Genomic DNA, 15,314 nt, shown 5'->3' with positions numbered 1-15,314 from the left:
GCCCTAGCCGGCGAAGCGGGCGCGGATCGCGTCCGCCACGCGGGTGGTGGCTTCGAGGCTCGGCAGGTGGCCGCAATCCGGCAGGACGATGAGTTCCGCGTCCGGCAGGGCGGCCGCTATTTCGCGGGCGGCCGCGACGGGCGAGAAGGCGTCGTGCTCGCCCCAGACGAGGAGGGTGCGGCAGGACAAGGAACCGAGATCGGCGCGCCGGTCCGGACGGCTGAGCAGAGCCTCGTTCTGCGCGAGGAGCGTCGCGTCGGGACAGCGGGCGGCCATGCGGCGGAAGCCGTCCGCCGCGGTCCGGCCGCGCCCGTCCGGCTCGAAGACGATCGCCCGCGCCATCTCCTCCAGCATCTCGGCCCGACGGCCGCTTTCGATCGCGGCGCGGCGCTTTTCAAGCGGAGCCGGATCGGCGACGCCCGCCGCGCCGGCTCCCATGATCACGAGGCCCGCGACGCGATCCGGGGCCGCGAAGGCGGTCTCGCGCGCGACGTGGCCGCCGAAGGAGGTGCCGCAGACGACGAACCGCTCCGAGCCGGCCGCCGCCAGCACCGCGCCGACGCATTCCCGCAGCGTCGGCTGCGCGGGAACGACGGTGATGCAGTCGAAATCCGCGCCGAGACGCTCGATCAGCGGCGCGTAGAGGTCCGCGTCGCAGGCGAGCGCCGGGACGAAGACCAGACGCATCGGCTAGAGCCGCTCGACTTGCGTCGCGTGGATGATCTCGACCACCGCCGACTCGACGAAGGGCTTGCCCGCCTCGCGCCAAGCCTTGATGTGATCGGTGTTGAAATGCGCTTCCAGCGCCTCGCGGCTTTCCCATTCCTCGACGAAGACGAGTTGCGTCGGATCGAGCACGTTCGAGGTGAGGTCGTAGCGCCGACAGCCGGCCTCCTTGCGTGTCGCCTCAATGCAGGGATGCGCGGCCGCGGCCACGTCGTCCCGGGTGCCGGCCTTTATCTTCAGCGTCGCGATCACGGTGATCATTCCGGTGCGTCCTTCCGTTTGCGCCGATAGGTGATCGTCTGGACGCGCATGTCCAGCGCGTCGATCATCAGAAGCCGGCCGACCAGCGGCTCGCCGATGCCGCAGACGAGCTTGATCGCCTCCGTCGCCGCGAGCGTGCCGAGGATGCCGGTGACGACGCCGAGGATGCCGGCCTCGGCGCAGGTCGGCACCAGACCCTCCGGGGGCGGCTCCGGGAACAGGTCGCGATAGGACGGGTGGCTGTCGCGATAGGGCATCAGCACCGTAAGCGAGCCCGAGAAGCGGTTGACGGCGGACGAGACCAGCGGCTTCGCCGCCGCCGCGCAGGCATCGGCCAGGAGGAAACGGGTGGCGAAGTTGTCGGAGCCGTCGAGCACGAGGTCGTAAGAGGCGACGGTCGCGGCGACGTTGCGGTCGTCCAGCCGCACGGCGTGCGGCACGACGGCGACGTGCGGGTTGAGGCGCGCGACGGCGCTCGCCGCACTTTCCACCTTCGGGCGCCCGACGTCGGCGGTGCCGTGCAGGACCTGCCGCTGCAGGTTCGACAGCGACACCGCGTCGTCGTCGGCGATGCCGATCGTGCCGATGCCGGCGGCAGCGAGATAGAGCACGACCGGCGAGCCGATGCCGCCCGCCCCGACCACCAGCACCTTCGCGCGCTTCAGCGCCTGCTGGCCGGCGCCGCCGACTTCGGGAAGCACGATGTGGCGCGCGTAGCGGGCGAGTTCGTCGGGGGAAAGCGTCACGCGGCGACCGTCCCGTTCGACACGGTGAGATGCTGGGCTCGCGGCCCGAGCGCTGCGAACAGCGAGGCGTCGGTGCCGGTCATGAAGGACTGGACGCCGAGGCCCTCGACGATGTCGAAGAGGCTGGCGCGCCGGCCGGGATCGAGATGGGCGGCGATCTCGTCGAGAAGCAGGATCGGCGCGATGCCGGACACGGCTCTGGTGAGGCGCGCATGGGCGAGCACGAGGCCGATCAGTAGCGCCTTCTGCTCGCCGGTGGAGGAGAGGGCGGCCGGCATCGCCTTCGCCCGGTGGAAGACCGCGAGGTCGGCCCGGTGCGGCCCTTCCAGCGTGCGGCCGGCCCGGGCGTCGAGCCCGCGCGCCTCGGCGAGGCGGCGGGCGGCCTCGGTTTCGAGGTCGCTCGCGGCCATGCCCTCGAAGGGGAAAGGATAGCCGCCGTCGAGCGTCAGGTCCGCCTTCGGGAAGGGCGCGTCGTCCGGCGCCTCGCCGATCATGGCGCGAAGCAGGCCGACGAGCTCGGCCCGGGCGAGCGCGATCGCGACGCCGAGCTCGGCCATCTGCTCCTCGATGCCGGCGAGCCAGACCGGGTCGGCCCTCGGCTCCCCAAGCAGGCGGTTGCGCTGGCGCATGGCGCGCTCGTAATCGGCGGCGCGCCGCCCGTGCGCCGGGTCGATCGACAGGACCATCCGGTCGAGGAAGCGGCGACGGTCGTTCGCGGGACCGGTGAACAACCCGTCCATCGCCGGCGTCAGCCACAGGACGCGCAGGTGATCCAGCAGTTCGTCGGCCGAGCGGGCGACGGTTTCGTCGATCCTGACCGCGCGGGCCGCGCCTTCACCGTCCTCGCCGGGTTTCACGAAGGTGGCGAGCCGCGTTTGCCCGAGCGCGCCTTCCGCCTCGGCGCGCACCGAGAAGCCGCCCGAACCGCCGCTCCGCGCGGTCTCGCCGTAGCTCGCCCGCCGGAGCCCGCGGCCCGGGGTGAGCAGCGATACGGCCTCCATCAGATTGGTCTTGCCGGCGCCGTTGTCGCCGGTCAGTACGACGAAGCGCGAGCGGAGCCGGATGGAAAGCGCGGCGTAGTTGCGGAAATCGGTGAGCGCGAGGCTCGTCAGGCCGACGAAGGGCGCGTCGCCGACAGAGGCTGCGATGTCGGCTGGCTGCGAAGCGGCGATCGTCTCACACCCGCATCGGCATGAGGACGTAAAGCGTGCCCTCGTCGCCCTGGTCGCGGATCAGCGTCGGCGAGCCCGGATCGGCCAGCATGAACACCGTCTCCTCGCCGGCGAGCTGGCCGGCGATGTCGAGGAGGTAGCGGGCGTTGAAGCCGATCTCGAGATCGTCCGCCTCGTAGCCGACCGGCAGCTCCTCGGTGGCGGTGCCAGAATCCGGCGAGTTGACGGTGAGCGTGAGTTGGCCGCCGCTGAGCGCCAGCTTCACCGCACGGCCGCGCTCGGAGGAGATGGTCGAGACGCGGTCGACGGCGGCCGAGAAGCTTTCGCGGTCGAGCGTCAGCGCCTTCTCGTTGTTCTGCGGGATGACGCGCTGGTAGTCCGGGAAGGTGCCGTCGATCAGCTTCGAGGTCAGCACCACCGGGCCGATGGTGAAGCGGATCTTGGCGTCCGACAGTTCGACCGAGACGTCCTCGTCGTGCTCGCCGAGAAGCTTCTGGAGTTCGCCGACGGTCTTCCGCGGCACGATGATGCCGGGCATGCCCTTCGAGCCGTCCGGCGCGTCGATCTCGGCCCGCGCCAGACGGTGGCCGTCCGTCGCGACGGCGCGAAGCCGCGTTTCACCGCCGTTCTCGATCGCGTGGAGGTAGATGCCGTTCAGGTAGTAGCGCGTCTCCTCGGTGGAGATCGCGAACTGCGTCCGCTCGATCAGGCGGAGGAGGTCGGCGGCCGGCATCCGGAACGAATGCGTGAAGGTGCCCGCCGTGATGTCGGGGAAGTCGGCCTCGGCGAGGCACTGGAGGCGGAAGTTCACCCGGCCGGCCGAGACGGTCATCTGCCCGCCGTCGCCGTTCGTCGCGAGACGCACTTCCGACCCTTCCGGCAGCTTCCTGACGATGTCGTAGAGGAGGTGCGCCGGGACCGTCGTGCCGCCGGTCTGCTCGGCCTCCGCCGGCACGGTCTCGGTGATCTCGATGTCGAGGTCGGTCGCCTTCAGCCGGAGACCCGCCTCGTCGGTCTTCAGGAGGACGTTCGACAGGATCGGGATCGTGTTCCGCCGCTCCACGACCCGGTGGACGTGGGCGAGGGTCTTCAGGAGGTTCGATCGCTCGATCAGGATACGCATGGAACTTCAACCGGGAAAAGCGCCCGGGACGGGAGGCGCCCGGCAGGGTCTTGCGTTGTAGCGGGAACGGGGCGGCTTGAAAAGAACGGGGGCGGCCCGATAGCCGCCCCGCACCCGCTATTCCTCGATCATCCGGCGGATCAGGTCGAGCTCCTCGCCGAGTTTCGGATCGCCCGCCCGCTCGGCCTCGATCTTCCTCACCGCGTGGAGGACCGTCGTGTGGTCGCGCCCGCCGAAGCGCCGGCCGATCTCGGGCAGCGAGCGCGGCGTCATGGTCTTCGCCAGGTACATCGCGATCTGGCGGGGACGCACCACGGTGCGGGTGCGCCGCGCCGACAGGATGTCGGTCTTCGAGACGTTGTAGTGCCGCGAGACGAAGCGCAGGATGTCCTCGACGCGCACCCGCTTCTCGCCGCCCGTGCGGGTGATCGAGTTGAGGAGGTCGTCGAGATGCTCGGGGCTGAGCGGCTGGCCGACCGAATGGCGGAAGGCGATCTGGTTGAACGCCCCCTCGACGTCGCGGCCCGAGCCGACGACGCGCCGCGCGATCGTCTCCACCGTGCCGCTCTCGATGCGGAACGAGGGGTCCTCGGCGTGCATCTGCTGGATGCGCGCTTCGAGGATACCCTTGCGCATGTCGAAGTCGGGCGCGGCCATCTCGATGCCGACGCCGCCGGCGAGGCGGGAGCGCACGCGCGGGTCGAGCGATTCCAGTTCGTGCGCCGGCCGGTCCGCCGCCGCCACCACCAGCCGCGCCGAGTCGATCAGGGCGTTGAGGAGGTGGCAGAACTCCTGCTGGATCGATTTCCCCTGCAGGAACTGCATGTCGTCGATGACGAGGATGTCGATGCCGCGCAGGTTCTCCTTAAAGGACAGCGCCTGGTTGTCGCGGATGGCGGTGGCGAAGCGCCACATGAAGTATTCGGCGGTGAGGTAGACGACGCGGGGCCGGTCCTCGCGGGCGACGCAGGCATTGGCGATCGCCTGGAGGAGATGCGTCTTGCCGAGCCCGACGCTGGCATGGATGAAGAGCGGGTTGAAGCGCACCGACTGCGGGCCGTTCTCGGCGACCGCCTTCGCCGCCGCCAGCGCCACGCGGTTCGCCGCGCCTTCCACGAAGTTCGAGAAGAGGTAGCGCCCGTCGAGCGGCGAGCCGAACTCGGCCGCGCCGCCGGACGGACGTGCGGCATCGCGCTCCGCCTGTCGCGGGCTGCCTTCCGCCGCCTTCGTCGACATCGGGGCGGCCTGCGCGGCACCGGCCGGGTCGTCGGCGACGGGCGAGGGGAGGGACGCGCCGCGCACGGCGCTGCGCACCGCGACGTCGACCCGGAGCGTGCCCGGCACTTCCTCCGCGAAGATCGCCGCGAGGGCGTCGGCATAGTGCGAGCGGATCCAGGTCTTCAGGAAGGCCGTCGGCACCGACACGCGCACCGTGCCGCGCCCGATCTCGTCGATCTGCATCCGCCCGAACCAGCTCGCGAAAGCGTCCTGGCCGAGCTGGGCCTTCAGCCGCGCATTCACCCGGTCGTGGATTTCGGCCGTGGTCTTCTTCGCACCTGCGGGCACCGGCTGCTGCTGCATATCGTCGTTCATTCCTGAATGCATGAGGAGACCGCTTCCGGCGGGAAGCGGTCGAAAAGGCGAGCGGGCGGGGGCTAGCGCTGTTGCCACGGCAACCCCTCCGCCTTCCAGCCGGCCGCGCGGCCGCGATGGCCGCTCTCGTCCACCGGTCCCTCGAAGCCGTCGATCACGTTGAAGCAGTGGGCGAAGCCGGCCGCCGTCATCGCCGCCGCCGTCGCCATCGAGCGCGCCCCGGAACGGCAAAGGAAGTAGAGGCGCGTGTCGTGCGTGCCGCCGCTGCCGAGGATATGCCGGCCGAGCTTGTCGGCGAAGGCCGGATCGGCCTGCATCGAGGGGAAGCTCTGCCATTCGGCGAAGACCGGCTGGCGGGCGTCGGCCGGCGCAACGGGCACGCCGACATAGGTCCATTCCGCCGCCGTCCGCACGTCGATCAGGAAAGCCTCCGGGTCGTCGGACAAGGCCGACCAGCATTCGTCGACGGTGACGTCGCCCTCGTAGTTGCCGCTCATGACGTTGTGTTCCCCGACTGCACAAGGGCAGGATGCGCGGTGCGGAGACGATCCGGGCTTGCGGCGCCGATGCCGAGGCCCGGGCGACCGGAATACCGGTCCCGCGCTCGTTCGGGCTGCCTCCCCACGCTCGCCGCACGGATCCGTCAAGCCGGACCACCGTGCGCTCCGCTCCCGCAATTCAACCCTTGTGTATTTTCTCTTGGGGAAAAGCTAAGCCGAGGCTCTCGGCCTCCGCAACCACCGAAAAACCGGAATCGCCTTGCGTGCATCCGATGCCGCCCGGACTCGCAGGAGGCGAGCGGCAGGCCGGAAAAGCCAACGATATGATTCAGTTATCCGAATCCGCGGAGTCTGCCGTTGTTGGAATTGCGGCGAAATTATTTTCGCACGCGATTTGCCGCACCTACTTGACTCAAGGGGTTGCGGGAAATTCGTTAGCCGGCATCCGGCTGCCGCGGAGAGACCATCGCTAACTGCTTGAAAAGAGCGATGAATTTTTGACGGTTCGATCCCGGCGGGTTTTCCAACCCACTTGACTCCGCCGTCATAAAGCGATTCCGCACCGGCTCCGGCGGAATCGAAAAGGGCCCGGCGATGCCGAGCCCTTCATGCAATCGTCGTCGAACCGTGCGAGGTTGCGCGACTCAGGCGGTCGCCGCACCGACCGCTTTCACGCGGCCCGACAGGCGCGAGATTTTCCGCGACGCGGTGTTCTTGTGGAAGACGCCCTTCGACACGGCGCGCATCAGTTCCGGCTCGGCGGCGCGGAAGGCGGTCTGCGCCGCTTCCTTGTCGCCGGAGGCGATCGCCTCCTCCACCTTGCGCAGGAAGGTGCGCACGCGCGAGCGGCGGTTCTTGTTGACTTCGGTGCGGCGCTCGATCTTGCGCGCGGCCTTCTTGGCCGAGGGCGTATTGGCCATTCCAGTCTCTCTCAAATACAAGGCGCGGCGCTTGACGCCGACAGCGAAGAACGTCGCAACAGCAAGGGCGGCGCCGCGGGGCACCGCCGAACTTCGCGGCCTTATAGGCAGGGGCGCGCCGTTCCGTCAACCGCGGTGCGGCGATTTCAATGCTGGCAGACCGGGCAGAAGAAGGTGGAGCGGCCCGACTGGACGATCCGCCCGACCGTGCCCCCGCAGGCCTGCCGCCGGCAGGGCTCGCCCTCGCGGTCGTAGACGGCGAAGCGGTCCTGGAAGCTGCCGCGCGAGCCGTCCGCCTGCCGGTAGTCGCGGAGCGACGAGCCGCCGGCGAGGATCGCGTCATCGAGCATTTCGCGGATGTGGCGGACGAGCCGTTCCAGTTCCACCGTCGGCTCGCCGTTTTCGCCGACCACCGTTCCCGCCGCGCGGCCGGGATGCAATTCGGCCCGCCACAGCGATTCGCAGACGTAGATGTTGCCGAGGCCGGCGACGACGCGCTGATCGAGGAGCACGGATTTCAGCGGCGCGAGACGCCTGGCGAAGAAGGGGGCGAGTGAGTCGGCCGCGAGTTCGTTGCCGAGCGGCTCCACCCCGAGACCGCGGAAATGCGGGTGCGCGTCGATCGCGTCGGCCTCGATCAGCGTCATGTAGCCGAAGCGGCGCGGGTCGTTGAACACCACGGCGGCGTGGCCTCGCTCCGGCGAGTCGAGATGGAACACGACGTGGTCGTGCTTGCCGGGCAGCCCGCGCGGGTAGAGGAACTCGCCGGGCGATTCCACCGCGCCTTCGGCCGGCTCGATCCGGAACGAGCCCGACATGCCGAGATGCATGGCGAGCGCGAGATCCTCCATCCCGCCGGACAGGTGGGCGACGAGGTACTTCGCCCGGCGGGCGAGCGAGTCGATCCGCCGCCCTTCCAGTCGCTCGGCGAAGCGTTCGGGCAGAGGGAAGCGGAGGGTCGGCCGGCGCAACTCCACGCCGCGGATCGTCGCCCCTTCCATGAAGGGCTGCAGCCCGCGGCGCACCGTCTCGACCTCTGGCAATTCCGGCATCGGCGTTTAGCTCGGCTGACGAGAAGAACGGCTGCAAAGATGGTACGCGGCACGCTTCTCAGGTAGTGCCTGCCGCGGAACCAACGGAATACGAGGAGACCCAAGCATGTCGGCGAGCCGCACCACGGGCGCGGAAGGCATGGAAACGAGCTACGGCTTTTCCCGCGTCTCGGACGGCGAGGAGAAGCAGGCTCGCGTCAACGACGTGTTCCACCGCGTCGCGGAACGCTACGACCTGATGAACGACCTGATGTCGGGCGGGCTCCATCGTGCCTGGAAGTCGGCGATGGTCGGCTGGCTGAATCCCCCGCGCCGCGCCGGCTGGCGCTTCGTCGACGTCGCGGGCGGCACGGGCGACGTCGCCTTCCGCATCGTCGAGGCGTCGGGCGGCACCGCCACCGGCACCGTCCTCGACATCAACGCCTCGATGCTCGGAGTCGGCGAGGAGCGGGCGCGAAAGCGCGGCCTCCTTCCCAACCTCACCTTCGTCGAAGCCAACGCCGAGGCGCTCTCGCTGCCGGATGCCGCGTTCGACGCCTATACGATCGCCTTCGGCATCCGCAACGTGCCGCGCATCGACTTGGCGCTCGCCGAGGCCTTTCGGGTGCTGAAGCCTGGCGGCCGGTTCATGTGCCTCGAATTTTCGGAAGTCGAGGTGCCGGTGCTGGACAAGTTCTACGACCTCTGGTCGTTTCGCGCGATCCCCGCGATCGGCGGCGCGGTGGCGAAGGATCGCGACTCCTACCAGTATCTGGTGGAATCGATCCGCCGCTTCCCGAACCAGGCGAACTTCGCCGCGATGATCGAGACGGCCGGCTTCGAGCGGGTGCGGCACCGCAACCTTTCCGGCGGCATCGCGGCCATCCATTCGGGCTGGAAGCTCTAGTTGGCCGGCACGGTCCGCGGCACGCTCGCGCTCGTTCGCGCGCTGTTCGTTCTCGCCCGCGAAGGCGTCGTCTCCTCGCTGCCGGTGGAAGGGCTCGGTCCCGGTCCGGCGCTGGGCCTTCGGCTGGCGCGCCTCGTCTCCCGGCGCCAGCCGCGCGAAGGCGAGGGGGTGAGCCCGGAGAACCTGTCGCGCGCCCTGAACCGGCTGGGGCCGTCCTATGTGAAGCTCGGGCAGTTCCTGGCGACGCGCCCCGACATCGTCGGCGCGCGGGTCGCGACCGCGCTCACCGGCCTGCAGGACCGGGTGCCGCCGTTTCCGCGCGAGGCGGCGATCGCAGCGATCGAGCTGACGCTCGGCCGGCGGATCGACGACCTCTTCGTCGAATTCGGCGAGATCGTCGGCGCGGCCTCGATCGCGCAGGTACACCGGGCCCGCGTCCTGACGCCGGAGGGGACACGCGACGTCGCGGTGAAGGTGGTGCGCCCCGGCGTTCGCGCGCAGTTCCGCCGCGAGCTCGACACGTTCGGCTTCATGGCGCGCCAGCTGGAGCGCTTCGTGCCGGCCTCGCGGCGGCTCCGGCCGGTCGCCGTGGTCGACACGCTCGCCCAGTCGACCCGCATCGAGATGGACTTGCGCCTGGAGGCGGCGGCGCTCTCCGAGATGGGCGAGAACATCGCCGAGGACAAAGGCTTCCGCGTGCCGGCCGTCGACTGGGAGCGCACCGGCCGCGACGTCCTCGCGATGGAATGGGTCGACGGGATCAAGATGAACAACGTGCCGGCGCTGATCGCCGCCGGGCACGACCTCGAAGCGCTCGGCGTCGCCGTGGTGCAGAATTTCCTGCGCCACGCGATGCGCGATGGCTTCTTCCACGCCGACATGCACCAGGGCAATCTCTTCGCCGCGCCGGACGGGACCGTGGTCGCGGTCGATCTCGGCATCGTCGGGCGCTTGAGCGAAGCCTCGAAGCGCTTCCTCGCCGAGATCCTCTACGGCTTCATCCGGCGCGACTACCGGCGTGTCGCCGAGATCCATTTCGAGGCCGGCTACGTGCCGCGCGGCCAGGACGTCGCCTCATTCGCGCAGGCGCTCCGGGCGATCGGCGAGCCGATCCACGGCCAGCCGGCCGAGACGATCTCCATGGCGCATCTCCTGACGCTGCTCTTCGAGGTGACGGAACTCTTCGCCATGAAGGCGCGGCCGGAACTCGTGCTCCTCCAGAAGACGATGGTGGTGGTGGAGGGCGTCGCCCGCTCGCTGAACCCGCGTTTCAACATGTGGGTCGCGGCCGAGCCGGTCGTGTCGGACTACATCCTCGGGGAACTCGGCCCGGCGGCGAAGCTCAGGGATGCGGGCGAGGGGATCCAGGCGATCCTGCGTCTGGCGCACCGCCTGCCGGAAGCCTCCGTCGGGCTCGAGATCCTGGCGCGCGAACTGCCCGAGCTCATCGAGAACGGCGTCCGGATCAACGACGACACCTTGGTCGAGCTCGTGAAGGACACCAAGCTCGGCATCATCTCCTCGCATATCGCGCAATGGCTGACGGCGCTGGCGCTCCTCGCCATCGCCGCCGCGCTGCTGACGGGCGGATGATTGCGGCGGCTTGACCGCCGCCGTATCCTCGCGTCGAACGCATGGGAGCGAATGGATGCTGGACCTGACGATCCACGACATCGACGAGGCGGTGGAGCGCGAGTTGCGAGATATCGCCGCCCGCAACGGTCGGTCGTTGGAGGAAGAGGCGCGCTCCGCCTTGACTGCATTCGTGGTCGGCCGGCGCTCCACGGCGAAGCAGGAAACGGCGGGCGACGTCTTGCGGCGATTGCGCGCCGAAGCCGGCGGGGGCGCGGACTTCGAACCTCTCGACCGTTCCGAATGGAAAGACCGGCCGGTCGATTTCGGCCTGTGATCGTGCTCGACACCAACGTCGTCTCAGAGGCGATGCGGAAGTCGCCGAACGAGTTGGTTTGGGCATTCTTTGACCGAAGCCTCGCGCAGGGGCTCGTCATTACGACGGTGACGCTTTTCGAAATTCGCTTCGGCATCGGCATTCTCCGCCGTTCAGCCGAATGCGAGCGCCTGGAGACTTTGCTCGAGCGCTTCGTGCGGGGCGATTGGGGGAAAGTCCTGCCGCTAGATTCCGAAAGTGCGAACCAAGCCGCCCGCTTTCGCGCCGCACGCCAGAAGGCTGGGCGTCCGGTCGGCGTGCCCGACTCGCTGATCGCTGGAATCGCGCTTCGCCACGGGGCGGCGTTCGCGACGCGCAACGTACGGGATTTCGAGGATTCCGGCCTCGAACTCGTCGATCCGTGGCAGGCCTCGACGTGAACCTTCAGAACAAGCGCATCCTTCTCGTCGTTGGCGGGGGCATCGCCGCCTATAAGGCCCTCGACCTCGTCCGCCGCCTGAAGGAGCGCGGCGCGACCGTCGTCCCGGTGATGACGCGCGGCGCGCAGGAGTTCGTCACGCCGCTCGCGGTCGGGGCGCTGTCGGGCGGGCATGTCTTCATCGATCTCTTCTCGCGCGAGGACGAGCAGGACGTCGGGCACATCCGGCTGGCGCGCGAGGCCGACGCGGTGGTGGTCGCGCCCGCCACGGCCGACCGGCTGGCGCGCCTCGCGAACGGCCTCGCGGACGACCTCGCCGGCGCGGTGCTGCTGGCCGCGAAGGTGCCGGTGCTTCTCGCCCCGGCGATGAACCCCGCCATGTGGGCGCATCCCGCCACCGTCCGCAACGTCGAGCGGCTGCGCGGCGATGGGGTGCGTTTCGTCGGCCCGAACGCCGGCGAGATGGCGGAGCGGGGCGAATCCGGCCTCGGGCGCATGGCGGAGCCGGCCGAGATCGCGGATGCGCTGGAGGCGATCCTCGCGGGGAGCCGGCGGCTCGCGGGCAAGCGGATCGTCGTGACATCCGGGCCGACCCATGAGCCGATCGACCCGGTGCGCTTCGTCGCGAACCGCTCGTCCGGCCGGCAGGGGCATGCGATCGCCGCGAGTCTCGCCGCCCTCGGGGCCGAGGTGACGCTCGTTTCCGGCCCCGTCGCCATCCCGCCGCCGACGGGCGTTCGCACGCTCGCCGTCGAGACGGCGCTGGAGATGCTGGCCGCGGTGGAGGCGGAACTGCCGGCCGATGCCGGGGTCTTCGTCGCGGCGGTCGCCGACTGGCGGCCGGCGGAGACCGCCGGGCAGAAGCTGAAGAAGCTGCCCGGCGAAGCGCCGCCGCAGCTCGGCTTCGCCGAGAACCCGGACATCCTGGCGACCGTCGGCCATCATAGGGAGCGCCCGAAACTGGTGGTCGGCTTCGCCGCCGAGACGCAGGACCTTCTCGCCAACGCGCTCGCCAAGCTCGACCGCAAGGGCGCCGACATGATCGTCGCCAACGACGTGGCAGTGGACGAGACCGGCGGCAGCGTCATGGGTGGCGCCGACAACGCCGTGCATATCGTCTCACGGGACGGCATCGAGACCTGGGCCCGCATGTCGAAGGAGGCGGTGGCGGATCGCCTCGCCGGCGTGATCGCCGACCGGCTCGAGGAAACAGCATCGTGACCGCCGTCATGGTCCGCTGCCAGCGGCTCGCCCATGCGCGCGATCTGCCGCTGCCGGCGCTCGCGACGGCCGGCGCGGCGGGAGCGGACCTTCGCGCGGCGCTCGGCGAGAAGCCGCTCGTCATCGATCCCGGCGCGCGGGCGGCGGTGCCGACGGGCTTCCGCTTCGCCGTGCCGGAGGGCTACGAGATGCAGGTGCGGCCCCGGTCGGGCCTCGCCCTCCGCCACGGGGTCACCGTGCTGAACACGCCCGGCACCGTCGACAGCGACTTTCGCGGCGAGGTCATGGCGATCCTTGTCAATCTCGGAACGGAGCCGTTCACCGTCCGGCACGGCGACCGCATCGCGCAAGTCCTCCTCGCGCCGGTTCTCCGGGCAAGTTTCGCCGAAGTGGCCGAACTGGAGGATACGGGTCGAGGCTCAGGCGGCTTCGGCTCGACCGGACGATAGCGCTCAGTCGGATCGGCGGCGGAACTCGGTCGCGATCGTCTCCGGCGCGGGGCCGGCGAGCGAGCGCGTCGACCCCCAGTTCTGCCGCTTCGGGGCGGCGCCGCGAAGCGCGTTGGTGAGGACGGCGCGGTTCCGCCCGCCTTCCTTGGCGCGGTAGAGATTCGCGTCCGCCACCTTGAACAAGGCGTCGAAGGGAAGCGCCGCGTCGAAGACGATGCCGCCGATCGAGACCGACAGCCGGCGCGGGGCCGACTGGGGCCCGACGGCGAGCGTGTTGATCCGGGCGCGCAGGCGCTCCGCGACGATCTCGGCCTCCTCCATCCCCGCGCCTTTCAGGAGCACGCCGAACTCCTCGCCGCCCAGGCGGCCGACGATGTCGTCCGCCCGTACCGAGGCGCGCAGCGTGCCGGCGATGAGGCGCAGCGCCTGGTCGCCGACCGCGTGGCCGAGCGTGTCGTTGATCTTCTTGAAGTGGTCGGCGTCCACGATGAGCAGCGCGAAACCTTGGATGTCGCCGCGGCGGCCGCCGCCGCGCCGCACGAGTTCCGTGTCGAAGCCGGAACGAAAGGCGGTGCGGTTGAGAAGACGCGTCAGGCCGTCCTCGGTCGCCGCGCGATAGAGGCGGTTGTTGCTTTCCTTCAGCGCCAGGAAGCGGAGCACGATATAGGCCTGCACGGGAATCGCGCAGACGAGGAGCGCCCCCAGCGCGAAGACCACCGACGCGCCCGGCGCGCCGCCGAGATTGCCGAAATAATGCCAGGCGGCGACCAGGACGAGGACGCCCATCACCGCGGTGAGCGAGGCGGTTTCGAGCAGGAGACGGGTGACGTTGCCGAAGCGGTTCACGACATTCTCGTTTCAGGACAGCGACTTACTCGCCATCTAGCGAGCCGTCCCGTTGCGGCCGGGTTAACGCCGCAGGTCGCATTCGCCGTAACCGGTTGTTTCGCGCGAAGCGAAATCGATGCGGGGCTCCCGGTTTTCCAAGGAAACGATGACCTGCGAAGCGGGCTCGCGGCGGAACGGATTTCCCTCTCCATGGCGTCGGACCGCATGCCGCTCTCTCGGCAAGCCGTGCCGGCCGTCCTAGTTTCCTCAAATTCGAGAACGATCGTCGCCGGCTTCACCCGGCCATGCAGGTAGGAAGGGAGCGAGGCGATGGACGACAGCCGGCCGAACAGCGGGGCGCGGACGCGGGGCCGCGGCCGCATCTACGATTCGATCGTCGACACGATCGGCGACACGCCGATCGTCCGGCTCGACAAGCTGGCCGCCGAGAAGGGGGTGAAGGCGAAGCTCCTCGCCAAGCTCGAATTCTTCAACCCGACGTCCAGCGTCAAGGACCGCATCGGCGTCGCGATGATCGAGGCGCTGGAGGCGGCGGGCAAGATCACGCCCGGCAAGTCGACCCTCGTCGAGCCGACCTCGGGCAATACCGGCATCGGCCTCGCCTTCGCGGCCGCCGCCAAGGGCTACCAGCTCGTCCTGACCATGCCGGAAACCATGTCGATCGAGCGGCGCAAGATGCTGCGGCTGCTCGGGGCCGAACTCGTTCTGACCGAAGGCGCGAAGGGCATGAAGGGCGCGATCGCCAAGGCCGAGGAGCTGCTGCGCGACATCCCGAACGCCGTGATGCCGCAGCAGTTCGAGAACCCGGCGAACCCCGAGATCCACCGCGTCACCACCGCCGAGGAGATCTGGAACGATACCGACGGCAAGGTCGACGTCTTCGTCGCCGGCATCGGCACGGGCGGCACGATCACCGGCGCGGGACAGGTGCTGAAGAGCCGCAACCCCGCCTTGAAGATCGTCGCGGTGGAGCCCGAGGCCTCGCCGGTGCTCAGCGGCGGCTCGCCGGGCCCCCACAAGATCCAGGGCATCGGCGCCGGCTTCGCGCCCGCCGTGCTCGACCGCGAGATCTACGACGAGGTGGTGAAGGTCTCGAACGACACGGCCTTCGAGCTGGCGCGCCTCGCGGCCCGTCTCGAAGGCCTGCCCGTCGGCATCTCGTCCGGCGCGGCGCTCGCCGCCGCGATCGAGATCGGCCGCCGCGAAGAGAACGCGGACAAGAACCTCGTGGTGATCATCCCGTCCTTCGCCGAGCGCTACCTGTCGACGGCCCTGTTCGAAGGCCTCGTCGATCCGGAGGAGCCAAAGGAGCCGCCGAAGGGTATCCCGAGCATCTGATCGCACGCGATAGAAGAGCGAAAGGGGCGGCGCCTCGACGCGCCGCCCCTTTTCTTTTGCCCGTTCCGTCCTTTCTCCCGCCGGGTTTCGGGAGGAGGAACTACCGGCGGCCGGCAGGGAGGCGGCGCGCGATCCAACGCGAAGGACATCC

17 protein-coding genes are annotated in these 15,314 nt (G+C 69.7%); 7 read left to right on the top strand and 10 right to left on the bottom strand.

The features are described 5' to 3' along the window. Nucleotides 1-3: 3 nt before the first annotated feature. From F6X38_RS01730 to mutM, 9 genes are all read right to left on the bottom strand, one after another. On the bottom strand, nt 4-687 hold the full coding sequence (locus tag F6X38_RS01730) for an alpha/beta fold hydrolase (RefSeq protein WP_150967800.1): 684 nt from the start codon (nt 685-687) through the stop codon (nt 4-6). 3 nt (nt 688-690) lie between these two features. Beyond that, complete coding sequence (locus F6X38_RS01725; RefSeq protein WP_150967799.1) at nt 691-987, bottom strand: putative quinol monooxygenase; 297 nt, start codon at nt 985-987, stop codon at nt 691-693. Next, nucleotides 984-1,733 (bottom strand): molybdopterin-synthase adenylyltransferase MoeB, encoded by a 750-nt coding sequence (gene moeB, locus F6X38_RS01720; RefSeq protein ID WP_150967798.1) that lies wholly within the window; start codon nt 1,731-1,733, stop codon nt 984-986. Before moeB ends, F6X38_RS01725 begins: the two co-directional genes overlap by 4 nt. Continuing rightward, nucleotides 1,730-2,881, bottom strand: a complete 1,152-nt coding sequence (gene recF, locus F6X38_RS01715; RefSeq protein WP_150967797.1) for a DNA replication/repair protein RecF — start codon at nt 2,879-2,881, stop codon at nt 1,730-1,732. Before recF ends, moeB begins: the two co-directional genes overlap by 4 nt. Before the next feature lie 28 nt (nt 2,882-2,909). Beyond that, entirely contained in the window at nt 2,910-4,028 is a 1,119-nt protein-coding gene (gene dnaN, locus F6X38_RS01710) for a DNA polymerase III subunit beta (RefSeq protein WP_150967796.1), read from the bottom strand. Between the two features lie 117 nt (nt 4,029-4,145). Continuing rightward, a complete protein-coding gene (gene dnaA, locus F6X38_RS01705; RefSeq protein ID WP_150967795.1) occupies nt 4,146-5,633 on the bottom strand; it encodes a chromosomal replication initiator protein DnaA in 1,488 nt (495 codons plus the stop codon). A 50-nt stretch (nt 5,634-5,683) separates the two neighbouring features. Beyond that, on the bottom strand, nt 5,684-6,118 hold the full coding sequence (locus F6X38_RS01700) for a rhodanese-like domain-containing protein (protein WP_150967794.1): 435 nt from the start codon (nt 6,116-6,118) through the stop codon (nt 5,684-5,686). Between the two features lie 647 nt (nt 6,119-6,765). Next, nucleotides 6,766-7,041, bottom strand: a complete 276-nt coding sequence (rpsT, locus tag F6X38_RS01695; RefSeq protein ID WP_150967793.1) for a 30S ribosomal protein S20 — start codon at nt 7,039-7,041, stop codon at nt 6,766-6,768. A 146-nt stretch (nt 7,042-7,187) separates the two neighbouring features. Continuing rightward, entirely contained in the window at nt 7,188-8,093 is a 906-nt protein-coding gene (mutM, locus tag F6X38_RS01690) for a bifunctional DNA-formamidopyrimidine glycosylase/DNA-(apurinic or apyrimidinic site) lyase (protein ID WP_150967792.1), read from the bottom strand. A 106-nt stretch (nt 8,094-8,199) separates the two neighbouring features. Here mutM and ubiE point away from each other — a divergent pair, with 106 nt between their 5' ends. The 6 genes from ubiE to dut are packed head-to-tail and all read left to right on the top strand — an operon-like array spanning nt 8,200 to nt 12,976. Beyond that, nucleotides 8,200-8,979 (top strand): bifunctional demethylmenaquinone methyltransferase/2-methoxy-6-polyprenyl-1,4-benzoquinol methylase UbiE, encoded by a 780-nt coding sequence (gene ubiE, locus F6X38_RS01685; RefSeq protein WP_150967791.1) that lies wholly within the window; start codon nt 8,200-8,202, stop codon nt 8,977-8,979. Next, complete coding sequence (ubiB, locus tag F6X38_RS01680; RefSeq protein WP_150967790.1) at nt 8,980-10,572, top strand: 2-polyprenylphenol 6-hydroxylase; 1,593 nt, start codon at nt 8,980-8,982, stop codon at nt 10,570-10,572. A gap of 55 nt (nt 10,573-10,627) precedes the next feature. After that, nucleotides 10,628-10,888 carry a FitA-like ribbon-helix-helix domain-containing protein gene (locus F6X38_RS23230; protein ID WP_161992582.1) on the top strand — a complete coding sequence of 87 codons (261 nt, stop codon included), beginning with the start codon at nt 10,628-10,630 and terminating at the stop codon, nt 10,886-10,888. 2 nt (nt 10,889-10,890) lie between these two features. Further along, nucleotides 10,891-11,307: a type II toxin-antitoxin system VapC family toxin gene (locus tag F6X38_RS23225; RefSeq protein ID WP_210248874.1), complete on the top strand. Its 417-nt coding sequence runs from the start codon at nt 10,891-10,893 to the stop codon at nt 11,305-11,307. Continuing rightward, nucleotides 11,304-12,527, top strand: coding sequence for a bifunctional phosphopantothenoylcysteine decarboxylase/phosphopantothenate--cysteine ligase CoaBC (coaBC, locus tag F6X38_RS01670; protein ID WP_150967982.1), 1,224 nt, complete (start codon nt 11,304-11,306; stop codon nt 12,525-12,527). The genes F6X38_RS23225 and coaBC overlap by 4 nt, the downstream gene beginning before the upstream one ends. Beyond that, nucleotides 12,521-12,976: a dUTP diphosphatase gene (gene dut, locus F6X38_RS01665; RefSeq protein WP_246191156.1), complete on the top strand. Its 456-nt coding sequence runs from the start codon at nt 12,521-12,523 to the stop codon at nt 12,974-12,976. The genes coaBC and dut overlap by 7 nt, the downstream gene beginning before the upstream one ends. A 3-nt stretch (nt 12,977-12,979) precedes the next feature. Here the strand turns inward: dut and F6X38_RS01660 are convergent, their stop codons facing one another. Beyond that, nucleotides 12,980-13,822 carry a GGDEF domain-containing protein gene (locus F6X38_RS01660; protein ID WP_150967787.1) on the bottom strand — a complete coding sequence of 281 codons (843 nt, stop codon included), beginning with the start codon at nt 13,820-13,822 and terminating at the stop codon, nt 12,980-12,982. A gap of 312 nt (nt 13,823-14,134) precedes the next feature. Here F6X38_RS01660 and cysK point away from each other — a divergent pair, with 312 nt between their 5' ends. After that, nucleotides 14,135-15,163 (top strand): cysteine synthase A, encoded by a 1,029-nt coding sequence (gene cysK / locus F6X38_RS01655; RefSeq protein ID WP_150967786.1) that lies wholly within the window; start codon nt 14,135-14,137, stop codon nt 15,161-15,163. The last annotated feature ends 151 nt before the right edge of the window (nt 15,164-15,314 follow it).

The organism is Plantimonas leprariae (genome assembly GCF_008802405.1).
Classification (GTDB): domain Bacteria; phylum Pseudomonadota; class Alphaproteobacteria; order Rhizobiales; family Rhizobiaceae; genus Plantimonas; species Plantimonas leprariae.
The sequence above is the reverse complement of the archived record's forward strand: the minus strand, read 5'-3'. Positions and strand labels throughout refer to the sequence as shown.